This is a genomic window from Pseudoalteromonas sp. APC 3694, assembly GCF_030407565.1.
GTDB lineage: Bacteria > Pseudomonadota > Gammaproteobacteria > Enterobacterales > Alteromonadaceae > Pseudoalteromonas > Pseudoalteromonas tetraodonis.
Genome location: NZ_JASDDE010000080.1, coordinates 1 through 14,800, shown reverse-complemented (window position 1 = coordinate 14,800; position 14,800 = coordinate 1). Strand labels below are relative to the sequence as shown.

The following is a 14,800-nucleotide window of genomic DNA, read 5'->3' as shown; positions in this document are numbered from 1 at the left end:
GATCAGCATTTTACTAAGCGAATATTTACAATCTAAGTTACGCACAGGTTAAGCACTGAGTTACTCACAAATATCTACCTGTAGATCATATTTTTACTAAGTAAATTATAAAGTTATGCACTAAGCAATAGTGATAATGCATGGTTTAATTAGTATAGATCTGATCTGTAGTAAGTACAGATCAGATCTATGCTAACTCGAACTAAGCTTATCCACAGGGGGTTAAGATTTTTTATATAATTTGTCGTGTAAAATATAAAAAAAAACACTTTGTAATGGACAAAATTATTATTTAGTTAGTAAAAATTTGGCTTATCAACACTCAGTTAGTAAAAATGTGATCTAAAAACGCTTGTCTTAAGTTTTCCTTAGTAAAATACTGATCCGAGCATTTTATTTGAAGTCAGATCACTTTTATACTAACTTAAACATTTAACTTTTGTGGCTTTATGTGTTGTTATTAGCTGTCACAATAAAAACGGAAATAAAAACCATGAGCCGAAAGGTCAACATCTCGGTAGATAACTTGCCCGATACACTTAGGGGCCAAATTCACGGGGTGGAAAGTGCGATCGATAACGAAAGCCTAGCACTATTTACAGATAATAAAGATGTGCGAATTTCGATAGAAAATGCAGCCCATGGGTTACGCGCTTACTCTAACACATTTAACCATTATGATCTGTGGGGACGTTTTGTTCGCTCAGGCCACAAAAAACTGCCACTTGAAGAAGCCCCTAAAAAAACCATCATTACGCGTAAGATATCTGAAAAAGTAGATGGTATTTTATATGATGGCGAAATAAAAATAACACCGGCTGTGGTCAGTACTCGTAAAGATGGCGAAGATGTAGAATATTTAGTGTGGCCATCAGATAGAGAAGAAAAAGTAGAGCGCGCATTAATTCGCCTAGCTTCAAAAGGTAAAATTGTAAAAATTAATTTTAAGTCCGGTATTCAATATGCCGTTGTGTTTTCTATGAACGAATTAGCACAAGAGCTTAAAGCGGTTGGCCAATCTATGCCATATCCACAAATTAAAGAGTCGCTTGAAGCATTGCAAGGTTCTAAACTTTCTTTTAAATATTCTGCAACGGATACTAAAAATTCTGATATTGATGATTCGTTTTACGAGTCGAATATGAACTTTTTATCGTCTTTGCACTTTAGTGGTAAGAAAGGCCAAGGCGGAAACGTAAAATGTGTTGCGTGTTTAAATGCATTTGTACACAACATGATTGATAACCTTGAATACAAAGGTTATTACTTTAACAGTGCACAAGAATTAAAACGCGGATTATCGCGTTGGATGATGCTGCGTTTATATCATTTATGGCGTTATGCAGCACCAGGAAAAACCTACCATTTTAGATTACTTTCTATTATGGAAAAATATGGCTCTATTTACTCAACGGATGATATTACCGAAAATAAATTAAAAGCACTGCGTCGTGATATGACAACCACGATGAAAGATTTAATTGAAAAAGGAGCAATATCTGAATACAGCATTACCAATGTTAAAGATGATAAAACCGGCAACATAGTCGATTACACTTATGAAATGCACCCGTCTGATCAATTTTGTGATGAGATATTGGCATTAAATAAACACAATAAGCGTATTGAAATACAAGGCGGCAAACGCATTGTTGAAAATGCGGTATTGATTGATGAAGATAAGCTGGAAGAAATTGTAGAAAAGTAATTCTATTTATTTTTACCAACAAATATATTAAAGGCCACTTAATGTGGCCTTTTTAACATAATTTATTTAGTTACTTGTTCTAAATATAATCGGTCCACTAGAAAATCATATTCGCGTTTTCGGGGATGCGATAAGGGTTTTTCGTAATTCGGTAGTTCGCCAAATTTTACGTCGGGCTGTGGGTTAATTAGTATAAAAGGTAAAGCAGCACTAACATGATAGCGATTTTGTGCAGTGTACCTCACATTAACTTGAGGACTAACTCGAGTAGGGCGCCTAATTCGCAATTTTTCTTTTTCACCCAAACTGGCTACTCGAACCTGTTCTTGTGCAACCAGTGACTGCCATTTTTGCTGATCAATCATTCGCGGGTTTTTATAGCCTGCCGATTTTTCTAACATTTCAAGCGCCATTTTTTTTGTAAGTGTTTTGGTTGCGTGTTTATGCATCCAAGTAAAGCGAACAGAAAAAGGGGATTCAATTTCACTATGAATTTTACGATACGCCGCAAGCGTTATTAAATTTGGCATTGCATTATGCACCGCTTCAAATCGCGCGTCGTTATTATCTATTGCTAAAATACAATTTTTAAAAGCTGCTTTTGCACTATTTACCTGTGCTATGCGATCAATAATGGCTTGTTTATTCGCCTCTTTTATTACTAGCAAACCAGGATGTCGCTTTAATACTCGGCTGCTTAGCCCTGGCTTTTTATACATATCTGAGAAAGCATTTAAAATTGCCTTATGTGCCAATTCCCCTGTTATTTTTGAAACGCTTATAGACTCAGGGATTATATTTTCTTCAGTACTACTAATCTCAGGTAATTGAAAATACTCTGCTTTAGCAAAGCCAACCTCTTTAAGCTCATCAATTAAGCTAAGTGTTAATTCATTGAGTAAATCAAACTGACTTCTTATTTGTACCTTTGTAACCATTAGCTACCTACCTAGAACACATCTTACTGAGTCACTATTTTGGCAAACAACCTTCTCTTTTGATAGTTATTTTTTTAAATAAGATTCTAATGCTAAGTTTTAAAATAATTTAAATTAAGTATGATGTGTTCTTAATTAGTTCTTAAAGTACTTTTGCTTCACATATTTTAAAGGAAATAATAGAAGGGCTGAGTTAAGGCACTGAGCTTTGTAGGAAGCGCTAGCATAAATATTTAAAAGCGCATAATTGAGTGGCATTCTTTTTTAAAACCACCTGTAAAGTTAAGATTACATAAGTGCAAATTAGGTATGATGTGTTCCTGTTGCTATCTGTATCACCATCGCTTAGCTGTTAAGCTTCTACTCAAGCCATTATAATGCACACTCTACCTACTTAGATTATTGTTTTTAAATGTTTATTTATTTTTGCTTTATAAACTTGCTCATCAAAAGTAACTCAAAATAGGCTCTTAAATCTTATTAAAATTTACCTAATAACTAAATAATTGGTAAATAGTGTATTTAGTCCTTGAACAAAGCACACTGCATACGTTAATTTCATTACATCAGGTAATAGGAATGAGGAATGAACATGCAATCGTGGAACCCAAATAGCTGGAGAGAACTGCCAATACTGCAGCAACCACAGTACCCAGATCAAGACGTATTAAAGTCGGTAGAAAGCCAGTTGAAAAGTGCACCGCCTTTAGTATTTGCCGAAGAAACAAGAAGTTTATTTAAACAACTTGAAGACGTATGCGAAGGCCGTGCCTTTTTACTTCAAGGTGGAGATTGTGCAGAATCATTTAGCGACTTTAATGCCGCTAATATTCGCGATACATTTAAAACCATCTTACAAATGGCTGTAGTATTAACCTATGGTGGAAAGTGCCCGGTTGTTAAAATTGCACGTATGGCAGGTCAATACGCTAAGCCACGTTCAGCCGACTTAGAAACAATAGACGGCGTTTCGTTGCCATCTTACCGTGGTGATATAGTAAATAACTTTGAGTTTACTGAAGAAGCACGTATTCCAGACCCTCAACGTTTAATGACTGCATATCATCACAGTGCGGCAACGCTAAATTTGCTACGCGCTTTTGCACAAGGTGGACTTGCCGACTTACATCAAGTTAACCGTTGGAACATGGGCTTTGTTGCTGCTAATCCACAAAAAGCAAAATACCAACAACTTGCAGACAAAATTCAAGACGCGTTAGAATTTATGGAAGTGTGTGGTATTAATTCAACTATAGCGCCAAGCTTAAAAGAAACTGATTTATACACGTCACACGAAGCGTTATTACTAGGCTACGAAGAAGCATTAACACGTAGAGACCATTTATCAGGTGACTGGTACGATTGTTCAGCACACTTTGTTTGGATTGGTGAACGTACTCGCCAGCTAGACCATGCCCATATTGAATTTTTTAAAGGTATTAAAAACCCAATTGGCGTTAAAGTTGGACCAGGTATGGATCCAGACGAGCTTATCCGTTTAATCGATGCGCTTAACCCGGATAATATCCCAGGCCGATTAACACTTATCACGCGAATGGGTGCGGATGTATTACCAGAGAAGTTACCTGCGCTGGTGCGTAAGGTACAGCAAGAAGGTCGCAAAGTAATTTGGAGCTCAGATCCAATGCATGGCAATACTGAAAAAGCCAGCTCAGGTTACAAAACGCGTAGCTTTGATAATATCATGCGCGAAATTAGCCAATTCTTTGCTGTTCATAAAGCAGAGGGTTCTTACGCAGGCGGTGTTCATTTAGAAATGACCGGCCAACATGTAACAGAGTGTACCGGCGGTGCATACGGTTTATCTGACGATGACCTTGCTCAGCGCTACAAAACACAATGTGACCCACGCTTAAATGCTGATCAAGTATTAGAGCTTGGATTTTTAGTAGCTGATTTACTAAAAGATGCGCGTAAATAATACCCGTTCATAAATACCAAAGCCGCTTTTATTTAGCGGCTTTTTTGTGTTTAACTGTGATTACGCGCTTAAATCACACATTAGTTTGTTAGTACTTACGACGCTCAAGGCCTGTATCAGAAATGATTTTTGCTGAAATTTCTTCAACAGAATGATGAGTAGAATTTAAATGTGCAATTTTATTTTTTTTATACAGCATTTCAACTTCGCGCACTTCAATACGACACTGCCTGATTGATGCGTATTTTGAATTTGCCATGCGTCTGTCCCTTATTGCAGCCAATCGCTCTGGATCAATGGTTAAGCCAAACAGTTTGTGCTTATAAGGCACTAAGCATTTTGGTAAACCTTCGCTTTCTAAGTCGTCTTCAGTGATCGGGTAATTGGCTGCTTTAATGCCATACTGCAACGCTAAATAAAGACTGGTGGGTGTTTTACCACTTCGACTAACGCCAACTAAAATAATATCAGCCTCCGCAAAGTTTTTAATGTTGCCACCATCATCATTCATCAACGCGTAATTAACGGCATCAATTCTAAAATCATAACTTTTTTCATGAATAGAGTGTGTTCTGTGTACTTTTGGTACTGGCGCCACATTTAATTCTTTTTCAATTTTTTCGCTATAGGTACTTAAAAAATCGTATGAAACTGCATCCGCTGAGCGAATAATCTCAGACAATTTATGATTCACAAAAGTAAAAAACACCAAAGGCTTTTCACCTTGCTTAGATGACGTAGCGTTAATAAGCGCTTTTATTTCATGCGCTTTTTCTTCAGTTTCTACAAAAGGGATTGTTTTATGATTAAATTCGACAGGGAATAAAGATAAAGTCGCATGACCAAACACTTCAGATGTGATTGCTGTGCCATCTGAAATATAAAACGCAGTTCTCATAAAGCCTCTTTTTTATTACATTTAATTTTAAAATCAGTGTATCACGGTTTACGTGGGGACGTTTGCCAGTGTAGAATGGTGGCGACCTTTATAAAAGGTTTTCTTTCTTAACTCTCACAGTTACTACTACAATTTGTTTTTTGGAGAAAGATCCGTGCAAGAATACGTTCTCTGGTATCAAGAGCTTGGTATGCAAGATGTTCCTCGAGTTGGCGGTAAAAATGCCTCACTTGGTGAAATGATTTCAAACTTAGCTAACGCAGGTGTGCAAGTCCCAGGTGGTTTTGCTACTACCTCAGACGCTTTTAACGAGTTTTTAGAACAATCAGGACTCAACGCAAAAATTCATGACATTTTAGATACACTCGATGTTGATGATGTAAACACACTCGCCAAAGTCGGCGCCGATATCCGCCAGTGGATTATCGATACCCCATTCCAACCTAGTCTAGACAAAGCAATCCGCGACGCATACAGCCAGCTACATGGCGACACAACTGCAGATGTTTCATTCGCTGTTCGTTCATCAGCAACCGCTGAAGATATGCCAGATGCCTCTTTTGCAGGCCAACAAGAAACGTTCTTAAACGTTGTTGGTATTGATTCTGTAATGACTGCTATTAAACACGTATTCGCTTCGTTATTTAACGACCGCGCTATTTCTTATCGTGTTCACCAAGGCTACGATCACCGTGGTGTAGCGTTATCAGCGGGTATTCAACGCATGGTACGCTCTGATAAATCAGCATCAGGTGTTATGTTCAGTATTGATACTGAATCGGGCTTTGAAGATGTTGTATTTATCACATCAAGTTATGGTTTGGGTGAAATGGTTGTACAGGGTGCGGTTAACCCAGATGAATTTTATGTTCATAAACCAACGCTACTTAAAAACAAGCCAGCTGTAGTTCGTCGTAATATTGGCTCTAAAGCCATTCAAATGATTTACTCACAAGACAAAGCTCACGGCAAACAAGTAGAAATTGTTGACGTAGATCCAGCGCTTTCAAACAAATTCTCGATTACAGATGAAGAAGTGCAAGATCTTGCCAAACAAGCTGTAATCATTGAAAAACATTACGGTCGTCCAATGGACATCGAATGGGCAAAAGATGGTAACGATGGCAAACTATATATAGTTCAAGCGCGTCCAGAAACAGTTCGTTCAAACGAAGACACTAACGTAATGGAACGCTTCCAACTGAATGGCAGCAGCAATGTTGTTGTTGAAGGCCGTGCAATTGGTCATAAAATTGGTAGTGGTGTTGTGCGTGTACTTGATTCAATCAAAGAGATGGACCAAGTACAAGTAGGTGATATTTTAGTTACCGACATGACCGACCCAGATTGGGAACCTATCATGAAGCGCGCGGCTGCGATTGTTACAAATCGTGGTGGTCGTACATGTCATGCAGCAATTATTGCACGTGAGTTAGGTATTCCAGCCGTTGTTGGTTGTGGTAATGCAACAGATTTAATTAAAGCTGGTCAAGAAGTTACCGTATCATGTGCCGAAGGCGATACAGGTTTCATCTATGAAGGTATTTTAGACTTTGAAGTACTTACTTCACGTGTTGACGAAATGCCTGAACTGCCAATGAAAGTAATGATGAACGTAGGTAACCCAGATCGCGCATTCGATTTTGCTCGTTTACCACATTCAGGTGTTGGCCTTGCGCGCGTTGAGTTTATCATCAACCGTATGATTGGTGTTCACCCTAAAGCGTTATTAAATTTTGATGCACAAACTGATGCATTAAAAGCAGAAATCACAGACATGATTGCCGGTTACGAATCACCTGTTGAATTCTATATTGGTAAACTAGTTGAAGGTATTTCTACCCTAGGTTGTGCGTTTGCTCCAGAGCGTGTAATTGTGCGTATGTCTGATTTTAAATCAAACGAATACGCAAACTTAGTGGGCGGCCAGCAATACGAGCCAGAAGAAGAAAACCCAATGATTGGTTTCCGTGGTGCTGCGCGTTATATTTCTGAAGATTTCCGTGATTGTTTTGCCCTTGAGTGTGAAGCAATAAAACGTGTTAGAAATACCATGGATATGACTAACATCGAAATCATGATCCCATTCGTACGTACCCTTGAAGAAGGTAAACGCGTTATAGAATTACTTGAAGAACATGGCCTTAAACGTGGCGAAAATGGTCTTAAAGTAATTATGATGTGTGAACTTCCGTCAAATGCATTAATGGCTGAAGAATTTTTAGAATACTTCGATGGTTTCTCTATCGGCTCTAATGATTTAACGCAGTTAACGCTTGGTCTTGACCGTGATTCAGGTTTAATTGCGCACCTATTTGATGAGCGTGACCCTGCAATCAAAAAGCTTCTTTCGATGGCTATTAAAACAGCAAAAGAAAAAGGTAAGTATGTAGGTATTTGTGGCCAAGGTCCTTCAGATCATGAAGACTTTGCAGCATGGTTAGTAGAGCAGGGTATTGACTCTGTTTCGCTAAACCCAGATACAGTACTAGAAACATGGTTATATTTAGCTGATAAACTCGCTAAATAAATTACCTTGTAAAAAAGTGCCAGCATTTGCTGGCATTTTTTATGGCTTAAAATTTGTGTTTTACTAATTTTTTATCTAAATAGGCACATGAACGAGTAAGCGCTTTTTGACACCAAGCTAAATAACCTCTCGCTTTTGGGTAATACATAGAAAAGCACAGTAAACCTACAATAAAAAATATTAACGAAGGCCCTGGTACTACAGCAAACAATAATCCGAGTAAAATAAACACTGTTCCGCTGATCTGCATTAGTAGTTTTTTCATATAAACCTCATAGTAGGCGTTTAATTTGATTATAATTGCAGCTGCTCATATTACGATTAAATGAGTGTTACAAACTGTAAAATCTTCAATTTCTATTAGCCATCACCATGATATAATTACACAAATGCATTAAAAAGCGCCGCCATGATAGCAACGATTACACAACAAGATGCCGCGACCGAATTGGTTGCAAATTACTTAAATACTATAAAAAATCAAGGGTTTACTGGAGATACAGACGCCAGTTATGCAACGAGGCTGACTGCATCAACCGATAACAGTATTTACCAGCAGCTTCCACAAGGTGTTATTTTTCCAAAAAACGAAAAAGACATTCAAATTGCCTTACAAACTGCATCTCATGACCCGTTTTTGTCGTTAACTTTTGGTCCTCGCGGTGGCGGCACAGGCACTAACGGACAATCTTTAACCCCAGGTATTGTGGTTGATTTATCACGTTACATGCGTGAAATCCTCGAAATAAATGTAGAAGAAGGTTGGGTACGAGTTCAAACGGGCGTGATAAAAGATCAACTTAACGACTTTTTAAAACCGTATGGATTTTTCTTTTCACCCGATTTATCTACTAGTAACCGCGCCACTATTGGCGGCATGATCAGTACAGATGCATCGGGGCAAGGCTCCTTAGTTTATGGCAAAACCAGCGACCATGTTTTAGGGCTAACCACCTATTTAGTTGATGGCACTGCAATGTCTACCAGTCCAATAGACATTGAAAAAGCAAAAATAATTGCCGATCAGGACACATTAATTGGTCAAATATACAAAACAGTTTTAGATATTTCAATTAATGAACGCGACGCTATATTAGCCAAATTCCCACGATTAAATCGCTTCTTAACTGGGTATGACCTAGAGCATGTACTAAGTGAAGACTTACAAACTTTTGATATGAGTCGACTAATTACAGGTTCTGAAGGCTCATTAGGTATAGTTACTGAGGCGAAATTAAACCTAACACCCATTGCTGAGTTTAAAACACTCATCAATATAAAATATGACAGTTTTGATTCTGCACTTCGCCATTCACCATTTTTGGTTGATGCCCGTGCGACCTCGGTTGAAACCGTTGACAGCAAAGTATTAAATCTTGCCCGCGAAGATATTATTTGGCATTCAGTATCGGACTTAATAACCGATGTACCAAATAAAAATATGCAAGGACTCAACATGGTTGAGTTTAATGCCGTATCACCACAAGACATAAAAGACAAAGTAGACACATTATGTAAATTATTAGATGAGTGTGTAGCTAACCAAACTAATGGCGTTATTGGCTATCAGTTAACCAGTGATAAAAGCGATATACTGAAAATTTATGCAATGCGTAAAAAATCTGTGGGTTTACTCGGTAATGTAAAAGGCAGCCAAAAACCTCTCGCGTTTGCCGAAGATACCGCCGTACCGCCTGAAAATTTAGCCGATTACATTGTTGAATTTAGAGCGCTACTCGATAGCCATAATTTACAATATGGTATGTTTGGCCATGTAGATGCCGGTGTATTACATGTTAGACCCGCGCTTGATATGTGCGATCCAGAACAAGAAAAATTACTGCGTACTATTTCAGACGAAGTAGTAAAACTCACCGCAAAATACGGTGGATTAATGTGGGGCGAGCATGGTAAAGGCTATAGAAGTGAATACGGTCCTGAATTTTTTGGTGAGCATTTATTTACGCAATTACGAAAAATAAAATCGGCGTTTGATCCAAATAATAAAATCAACCCCGGAAAAATATGTACCCCGCTTGAAAGTGAAGACTTACTAGTTAGCGTTGATGGGCAAAAGCGTTCTTACTTCGACAAGCAAATTTCAATTGATGTTAAGACCAGTTTCAACAATGCAATGACCTGTAATGGTAACGGCTTATGTTTTAATTATGATGAAAACTCTCCAATGTGCCCGTCGTATAAAGTAACTGGCGATCGCCGTAATTCGCCAAAAGGTCGAGCAGGGCTAATGCGTGAATGGTTACGTCTTCAAGAGTCAAAAGATGTTAATTTACTTGAGGTAGAAAAAGAACTTAACAAAGGTGAAGTAATTACTTGGTGGGAGCGCTTTGTTCATAGCAGAGAGAAAAAACAAGGCGTTTACGATTTTTCACATGAAGTAAAAGCCTCAATGGATGAATGTTTAGCGTGTAAAGCGTGTACTACGGCTTGCCCAATAAAAGTAGATGTGCCAACTTTCCGTGCCCGTTTTTTAAATTATTATCACAGTTATTATGCCCGCCCACTCAAAGATTACTTAGTGGGTAATATAGAAAACAGTGCACCGTTAATGGCAAAATTTGCTAGGGTTATTAATCCAATTGTAAAAACATCATTAGTTAGTGGCCTCATTAAAAAAACGGTAGGCTATGTTGATACCCCTCAGCTAAGTATTCCTGCACTCAACAAACGTGTAAACAAAGCGCAAAAATTTAATTTAGAATTACTTAAAAAACTAAGTACCGATGAGCAAAATGATTATGTACTCATTGTTCAAGACCCATTCACCAGCTTTTACGAAGCAGAATTGGTTGAGAGTTTTATTACACTAATTACTCAGCTTGGAAAAAAACCAATGCTGTTACCCTTTAAACCCAATGGCAAACCTCAGCACGTGAAAGGTTTTTTGCATGAATTTAAGCTAACGGCAAAAAATGCTGCAGAGTTTTTAAATCAGCTTAATGATATTAATGCGCCGTTAGTTGGTTTAGATGCGTCGTTAGTGATGTGTTATCGCGATGAGTATAATACAATTTTAGAAAGTAACCGTGGCGATTTTAATGTGCAACTTGCGCATGAATGGTTAGAAACACAATCGTTCAGTGCTTTAAAAGCTAAACAAATAAATACTGAATTTACCTTATTAAGTCACTGTACCGAAACGACTGCATTACCAAAAGCAGCAAGTGTGTGGAAAAATATTTTTGATCAGCTTGGTTTAACATTAAACACCGCAAATACTGGGTGTTGTGGTATGGCCGGCACTTATGGTCATGAAGCACAAAACCAAGCAAACTCCAAAGCACTTTATGAAATGAGTTGGAAACCTATCGTTGATAAAAATAAACCTGAGCAACTTTTATCAACTGGCTTTTCATGTCGTAGCCAAGTAAAACGTTATGAAAAATTTAAGCCTAAGCATCCAATAGAGTTACTGGCAAAAGTACTTAGTTAATAATTTAACTAAGTAAGCTGTAAAATCAAAAGGCGCAACTTATTATTAAGTTACGCCTTTTTGTTTTTGTTTATATTTATTTAGTTTTTTTAGAAAAACTGTCTGCAATGGGTTTTGTACTAATACCATGAATAAAAACACTGAATAAAATTGTGGTCATAGCAATGGTCGCAATTTGAAATTTATTTTCTATTTGTGTATCAATAACCATTAAAGTAAAAACAATCGAAGCCAATCCTCGTGGCCCAAACCAAGCAAACGTTAAACGCTCTTTTATTTTTAATGACGTAAATTGCAATGACAACATAACAGGAATTATTCTGATCAGTGTTGTACTAAGTAGCGCATAAATTATTATTTCAGTATTTAATTTCGGGATCACTAAATAAGCACAAACAAAACCGAATAAACACCAAATCATTAAAGAGGAAAAGTCAGCTATATGCTCGGAGTCTTCAATCAGCTCTTTGTTTATTTTGGTGCTCGCGTATTTATCAAATAAAAGCCCCGCTACAAATACGGCAATAAATCCACTGCCATGAAAATATTGCGTAAGTGAAAATACAGCCATAGCAAAACCCAATAGTAAAAACGGGCTAGTGTTTTGGGCAAAGTAATGTCGCTTCATTGCAAAGTTTAAACACGGAATAAAAACAGCAATACTTGCAAATGCAATTAATAATGCAACTCCCAACTCTCTAGCAAATACACTTAACGTTTGTGTTGCAGTAATTGCAGATTCAGGATTTTTTGCGAGCAGAATAAATATTAAAAATATAGGCACACATAAGCCATCGTTTAAACCGCTTTCTGTATTAATACCTTCGCGTATTTTTTCAGGCACTTTTGTATTGCTTAATAATCCCTTACTTAACGCCGCATCGGTTGGGGTTAATATAATTGCGATAAGTGCTGCTTGAATTAATGAAAGCTCAGCAAATAAAAATAACGCAGTAGCAATCCCGAGTAATAGCGTTAAAGGTAAGGCAACAAATAAAAGTAAACTTGGATATTGAAAACTATGCCTTAATACTCCTAATTTTGACTTTGCTGCATCGGTAAATAAAAAGATACTGAGCGTTAATTCTATAAAGGGTAGTAAAAACCGTAAGCCATTTTTAAAATTTTCACTTTCGTTTGGAGCTATCAATGCTAGCAGCATCCCCCCTATAACAAAAAACATCGGCCCGGTAATTTCTGTTTTTTCTAATTGGCGTAGTGTTATAGAATAAATTAAAAATAATGCACCAATAAAAGCAATAATTAAGTATTCCATTAAATCTTCCTTTTTATTCCAGATTTTGCCCGTTCTTTAATATTTGTTTGAATATATATTTGATCGGTTGTGGCTATTTTTGCGTGACCTAAATCTTCAGATAAATGCTTTAAAGGTCGAGTTTGTGCATCATGTGTTGCACCGGTATGTCGAAGCCAATGTGCAGTTGCCGCCTCTAATTGTTCCGCGTCATCTTTAAAGCCATCATCAAGTAATGACTGCTGAGCAATATCAAAACTTTGTTGTACTAAACGACGAATTTGTCTTACTGTCATACCACCTTGGCCACGAATTTTATGCACTAACGGGTCGGATTCGTCAACACGGGGCAGGGCAGGTAAACCACGGTATAACCGATAACGTTTTAAATACTCTAGAAAATCATCACTTAAAGTTACATCTCGTAATTTATTACCCTTACCCATTATACGTAAAAACCAAAAGCCATCGTTATCTTGCCAAAAATGAGACATAACAGGTGACCATTGTGGACGCTCTGATAATTCTGATATACGTAAATATAATCCTTTTAAACAGGCGAGGGTAAAAAGGTTTCTTTCATACTCTGGTTTTTGTTCGCACAGATCACGCGTTACACCAAATACGTATTCCCATTGAATATCGCTTAATGTATCGGGAATTTGTATTTGTGATTGTACAACCAAGTAGGGGCTATTTTTCTTAACCACAGGTACAAAGTTAGCGAAAGTTTTTTCTTCTAAAATAGCGAACTTGTAAAATACATTAAGTGCAGTAAACATTGCGGATAATGTTTGCTGACTCGCAATAGATTCTTTTTGCATGAAAGGGCGCCAATTTTGGTTTAACCTACGTACTCCTTGCTCATCTTTATAGCGCCACTGTACCGAAGTTGATGCCCACTTTTTATCCGGTTCAACTATAAAATCAACATAGGCTTCAATATCTTCACGCTTTAAATCGAATACTGATTTTTCAGCTATAAGCCATGACCACAAATAAAATCGTTCTAATTCATTGCGAAAACGACTATAAGTTGCTTCTGATTTTCGGCCATAAACATATAAAAACTGGTATAAAAAGTTAAGATCAGCCTTTGATTCAGTTACAGTCAAGCTGACTTGCTGTATAAAAGAGGCTAGTTCTGGATATTCTGATTGGAGTGTATTATCTTCAAGGTGAGCTATTTGATAACGTAATTGTTTTAATGTATCGACCAGAGCAACAAGCATAATAGTAAAATATATAAGAAAATAATAGACTTATAGATTAACCTTAAAGTCCGATACTGTCTAGTATTGGACATAACGAAATTTTGATATTTATGCTAAATGCAGATTTATTAACCATATACCTTATTAAAGGAAAAATCATGAAAAAATTACTTCTGTTGAGCATGTTAGTTATTAGCGTTTTATTAACAGGTTGCGCTACTACAGGCAGTGCTTCTCCTGGAGAAAAACGTGCTTTAGTACAAAGTATGAAATCGAATACATTAACTGCTCTATACGAAAAAAAACCAGATGTTAAAACTCAAATTGCAAACTCTGCCGGTTATGCTGTATTTGATAATGCCAACGTAAACGTTATTTTAGCCAGTTTTGGTGGTGGGTACGGTGTAGTAAAAAATAACCTAACCGGAAAATCTACCTATATGAATATGGGCGAAGCTGGTTTAGGCTTAGGTTTAGGTGTTAAAGATTTCAATATTGTGATGGTTTTTCACGATCAAGCAGCGTTAAATAGATTTATTAAACATGGTTGGGCGTTCGGTGGTAATGCCGATGCTGCTGCAAAATACCAAGATAAAGGTGGCGCTTTAGTTGCCGAAGCTATTGCTGACCAAGTTACTGTTTACTCTTTAACCGAAAGTGGCCTTGCACTGCAAGCTGTTTTAAAAGGCACTAAATTTTGGGTAGATTCTGAGCTAAACTAAGCTATCAAAACCCTATCATAAGTGGGCTAGTTTTATGGATTACGCCCACTTTAATTTAATTCACTCAATTTAACATAACGTAACTTATGGGCTGTAATAACTATACAATAAATAAGTATAAGATCCAGATGCCCTGTAT

General features: G+C 37.2%; 10 protein-coding genes. 5 read left to right on the top strand and 5 right to left on the bottom strand.

Annotation, left to right across the window (positions count from 1 at the left end):
• Positions 1–493 precede the first annotated feature (493 nt).
• Complete coding sequence (locus QMA00_RS17465; RefSeq protein WP_013463357.1) at positions 494–1,708, top strand: hypothetical protein; 1,215 nt, start codon at positions 494–496, stop codon at positions 1,706–1,708.
• A 62-nt stretch (positions 1,709–1,770) separates the two neighbouring features.
• Here the strand turns inward: QMA00_RS17465 and QMA00_RS17460 are convergent, their stop codons facing one another.
• Positions 1,771–2,646 (bottom strand): DNA replication terminus site-binding protein, encoded by an 876-nt coding sequence (locus QMA00_RS17460; RefSeq protein WP_058156099.1) that lies wholly within the window; start codon positions 2,644–2,646, stop codon positions 1,771–1,773.
• Between the two features lie 592 nt (positions 2,647–3,238).
• On the opposite strand from QMA00_RS17460, the gene QMA00_RS17455 reads away from it, so the two are divergent.
• Positions 3,239–4,588, top strand: coding sequence for a class II 3-deoxy-7-phosphoheptulonate synthase (locus tag QMA00_RS17455; RefSeq protein ID WP_024602472.1), 1,350 nt, complete (start codon positions 3,239–3,241; stop codon positions 4,586–4,588).
• Positions 4,589–4,676: 88 nt separating this feature from the next.
• On the opposite strand, the gene QMA00_RS17450 is transcribed toward QMA00_RS17455, so the two are convergent.
• On the bottom strand, positions 4,677–5,486 hold the full coding sequence (locus QMA00_RS17450) for a pyruvate, water dikinase regulatory protein (RefSeq protein WP_036955577.1): 810 nt from the start codon (positions 5,484–5,486) through the stop codon (positions 4,677–4,679).
• Positions 5,487–5,640: 154 nt separating this feature from the next.
• On the opposite strand from QMA00_RS17450, the gene ppsA reads away from it, so the two are divergent.
• Positions 5,641–8,016 carry a phosphoenolpyruvate synthase gene (gene ppsA, locus QMA00_RS17445; RefSeq protein WP_290158216.1) on the top strand — a complete coding sequence of 792 codons (2,376 nt, stop codon included), beginning with the start codon at positions 5,641–5,643 and terminating at the stop codon, positions 8,014–8,016.
• 46 nt (positions 8,017–8,062) lie between these two features.
• On the opposite strand, the gene QMA00_RS17440 is transcribed toward ppsA, so the two are convergent.
• Entirely contained in the window at positions 8,063–8,281 is a 219-nt protein-coding gene (locus QMA00_RS17440; protein WP_138561094.1) for a PGPGW domain-containing protein, read from the bottom strand.
• Between the two features lie 144 nt (positions 8,282–8,425).
• Between QMA00_RS17440 and QMA00_RS17435 the strand changes: the two genes are divergently transcribed.
• Entirely contained in the window at positions 8,426–11,470 is a 3,045-nt protein-coding gene (locus QMA00_RS17435) for an FAD-binding and (Fe-S)-binding domain-containing protein (RefSeq protein ID WP_290158213.1), read from the top strand.
• 76 nt (positions 11,471–11,546) lie between these two features.
• On the opposite strand, the gene QMA00_RS17430 is transcribed toward QMA00_RS17435, so the two are convergent.
• Positions 11,547–12,746, bottom strand: a complete 1,200-nt coding sequence (locus QMA00_RS17430) for a cation:proton antiporter (RefSeq protein ID WP_036955581.1) — start codon at positions 12,744–12,746, stop codon at positions 11,547–11,549.
• Entirely contained in the window at positions 12,746–13,957 is a 1,212-nt protein-coding gene (locus QMA00_RS17425) for a tyrosine-type recombinase/integrase (RefSeq protein WP_076922794.1), read from the bottom strand. Before QMA00_RS17425 ends, QMA00_RS17430 begins: the two co-directional genes overlap by 1 nt.
• 140 nt (positions 13,958–14,097) lie before the next feature.
• Between QMA00_RS17425 and QMA00_RS17420 the strand changes: the two genes are divergently transcribed.
• Entirely contained in the window at positions 14,098–14,661 is a 564-nt protein-coding gene (locus tag QMA00_RS17420) for a YSC84-related protein (protein ID WP_008108715.1), read from the top strand.
• Positions 14,662–14,800 lie beyond the last annotated feature (139 nt).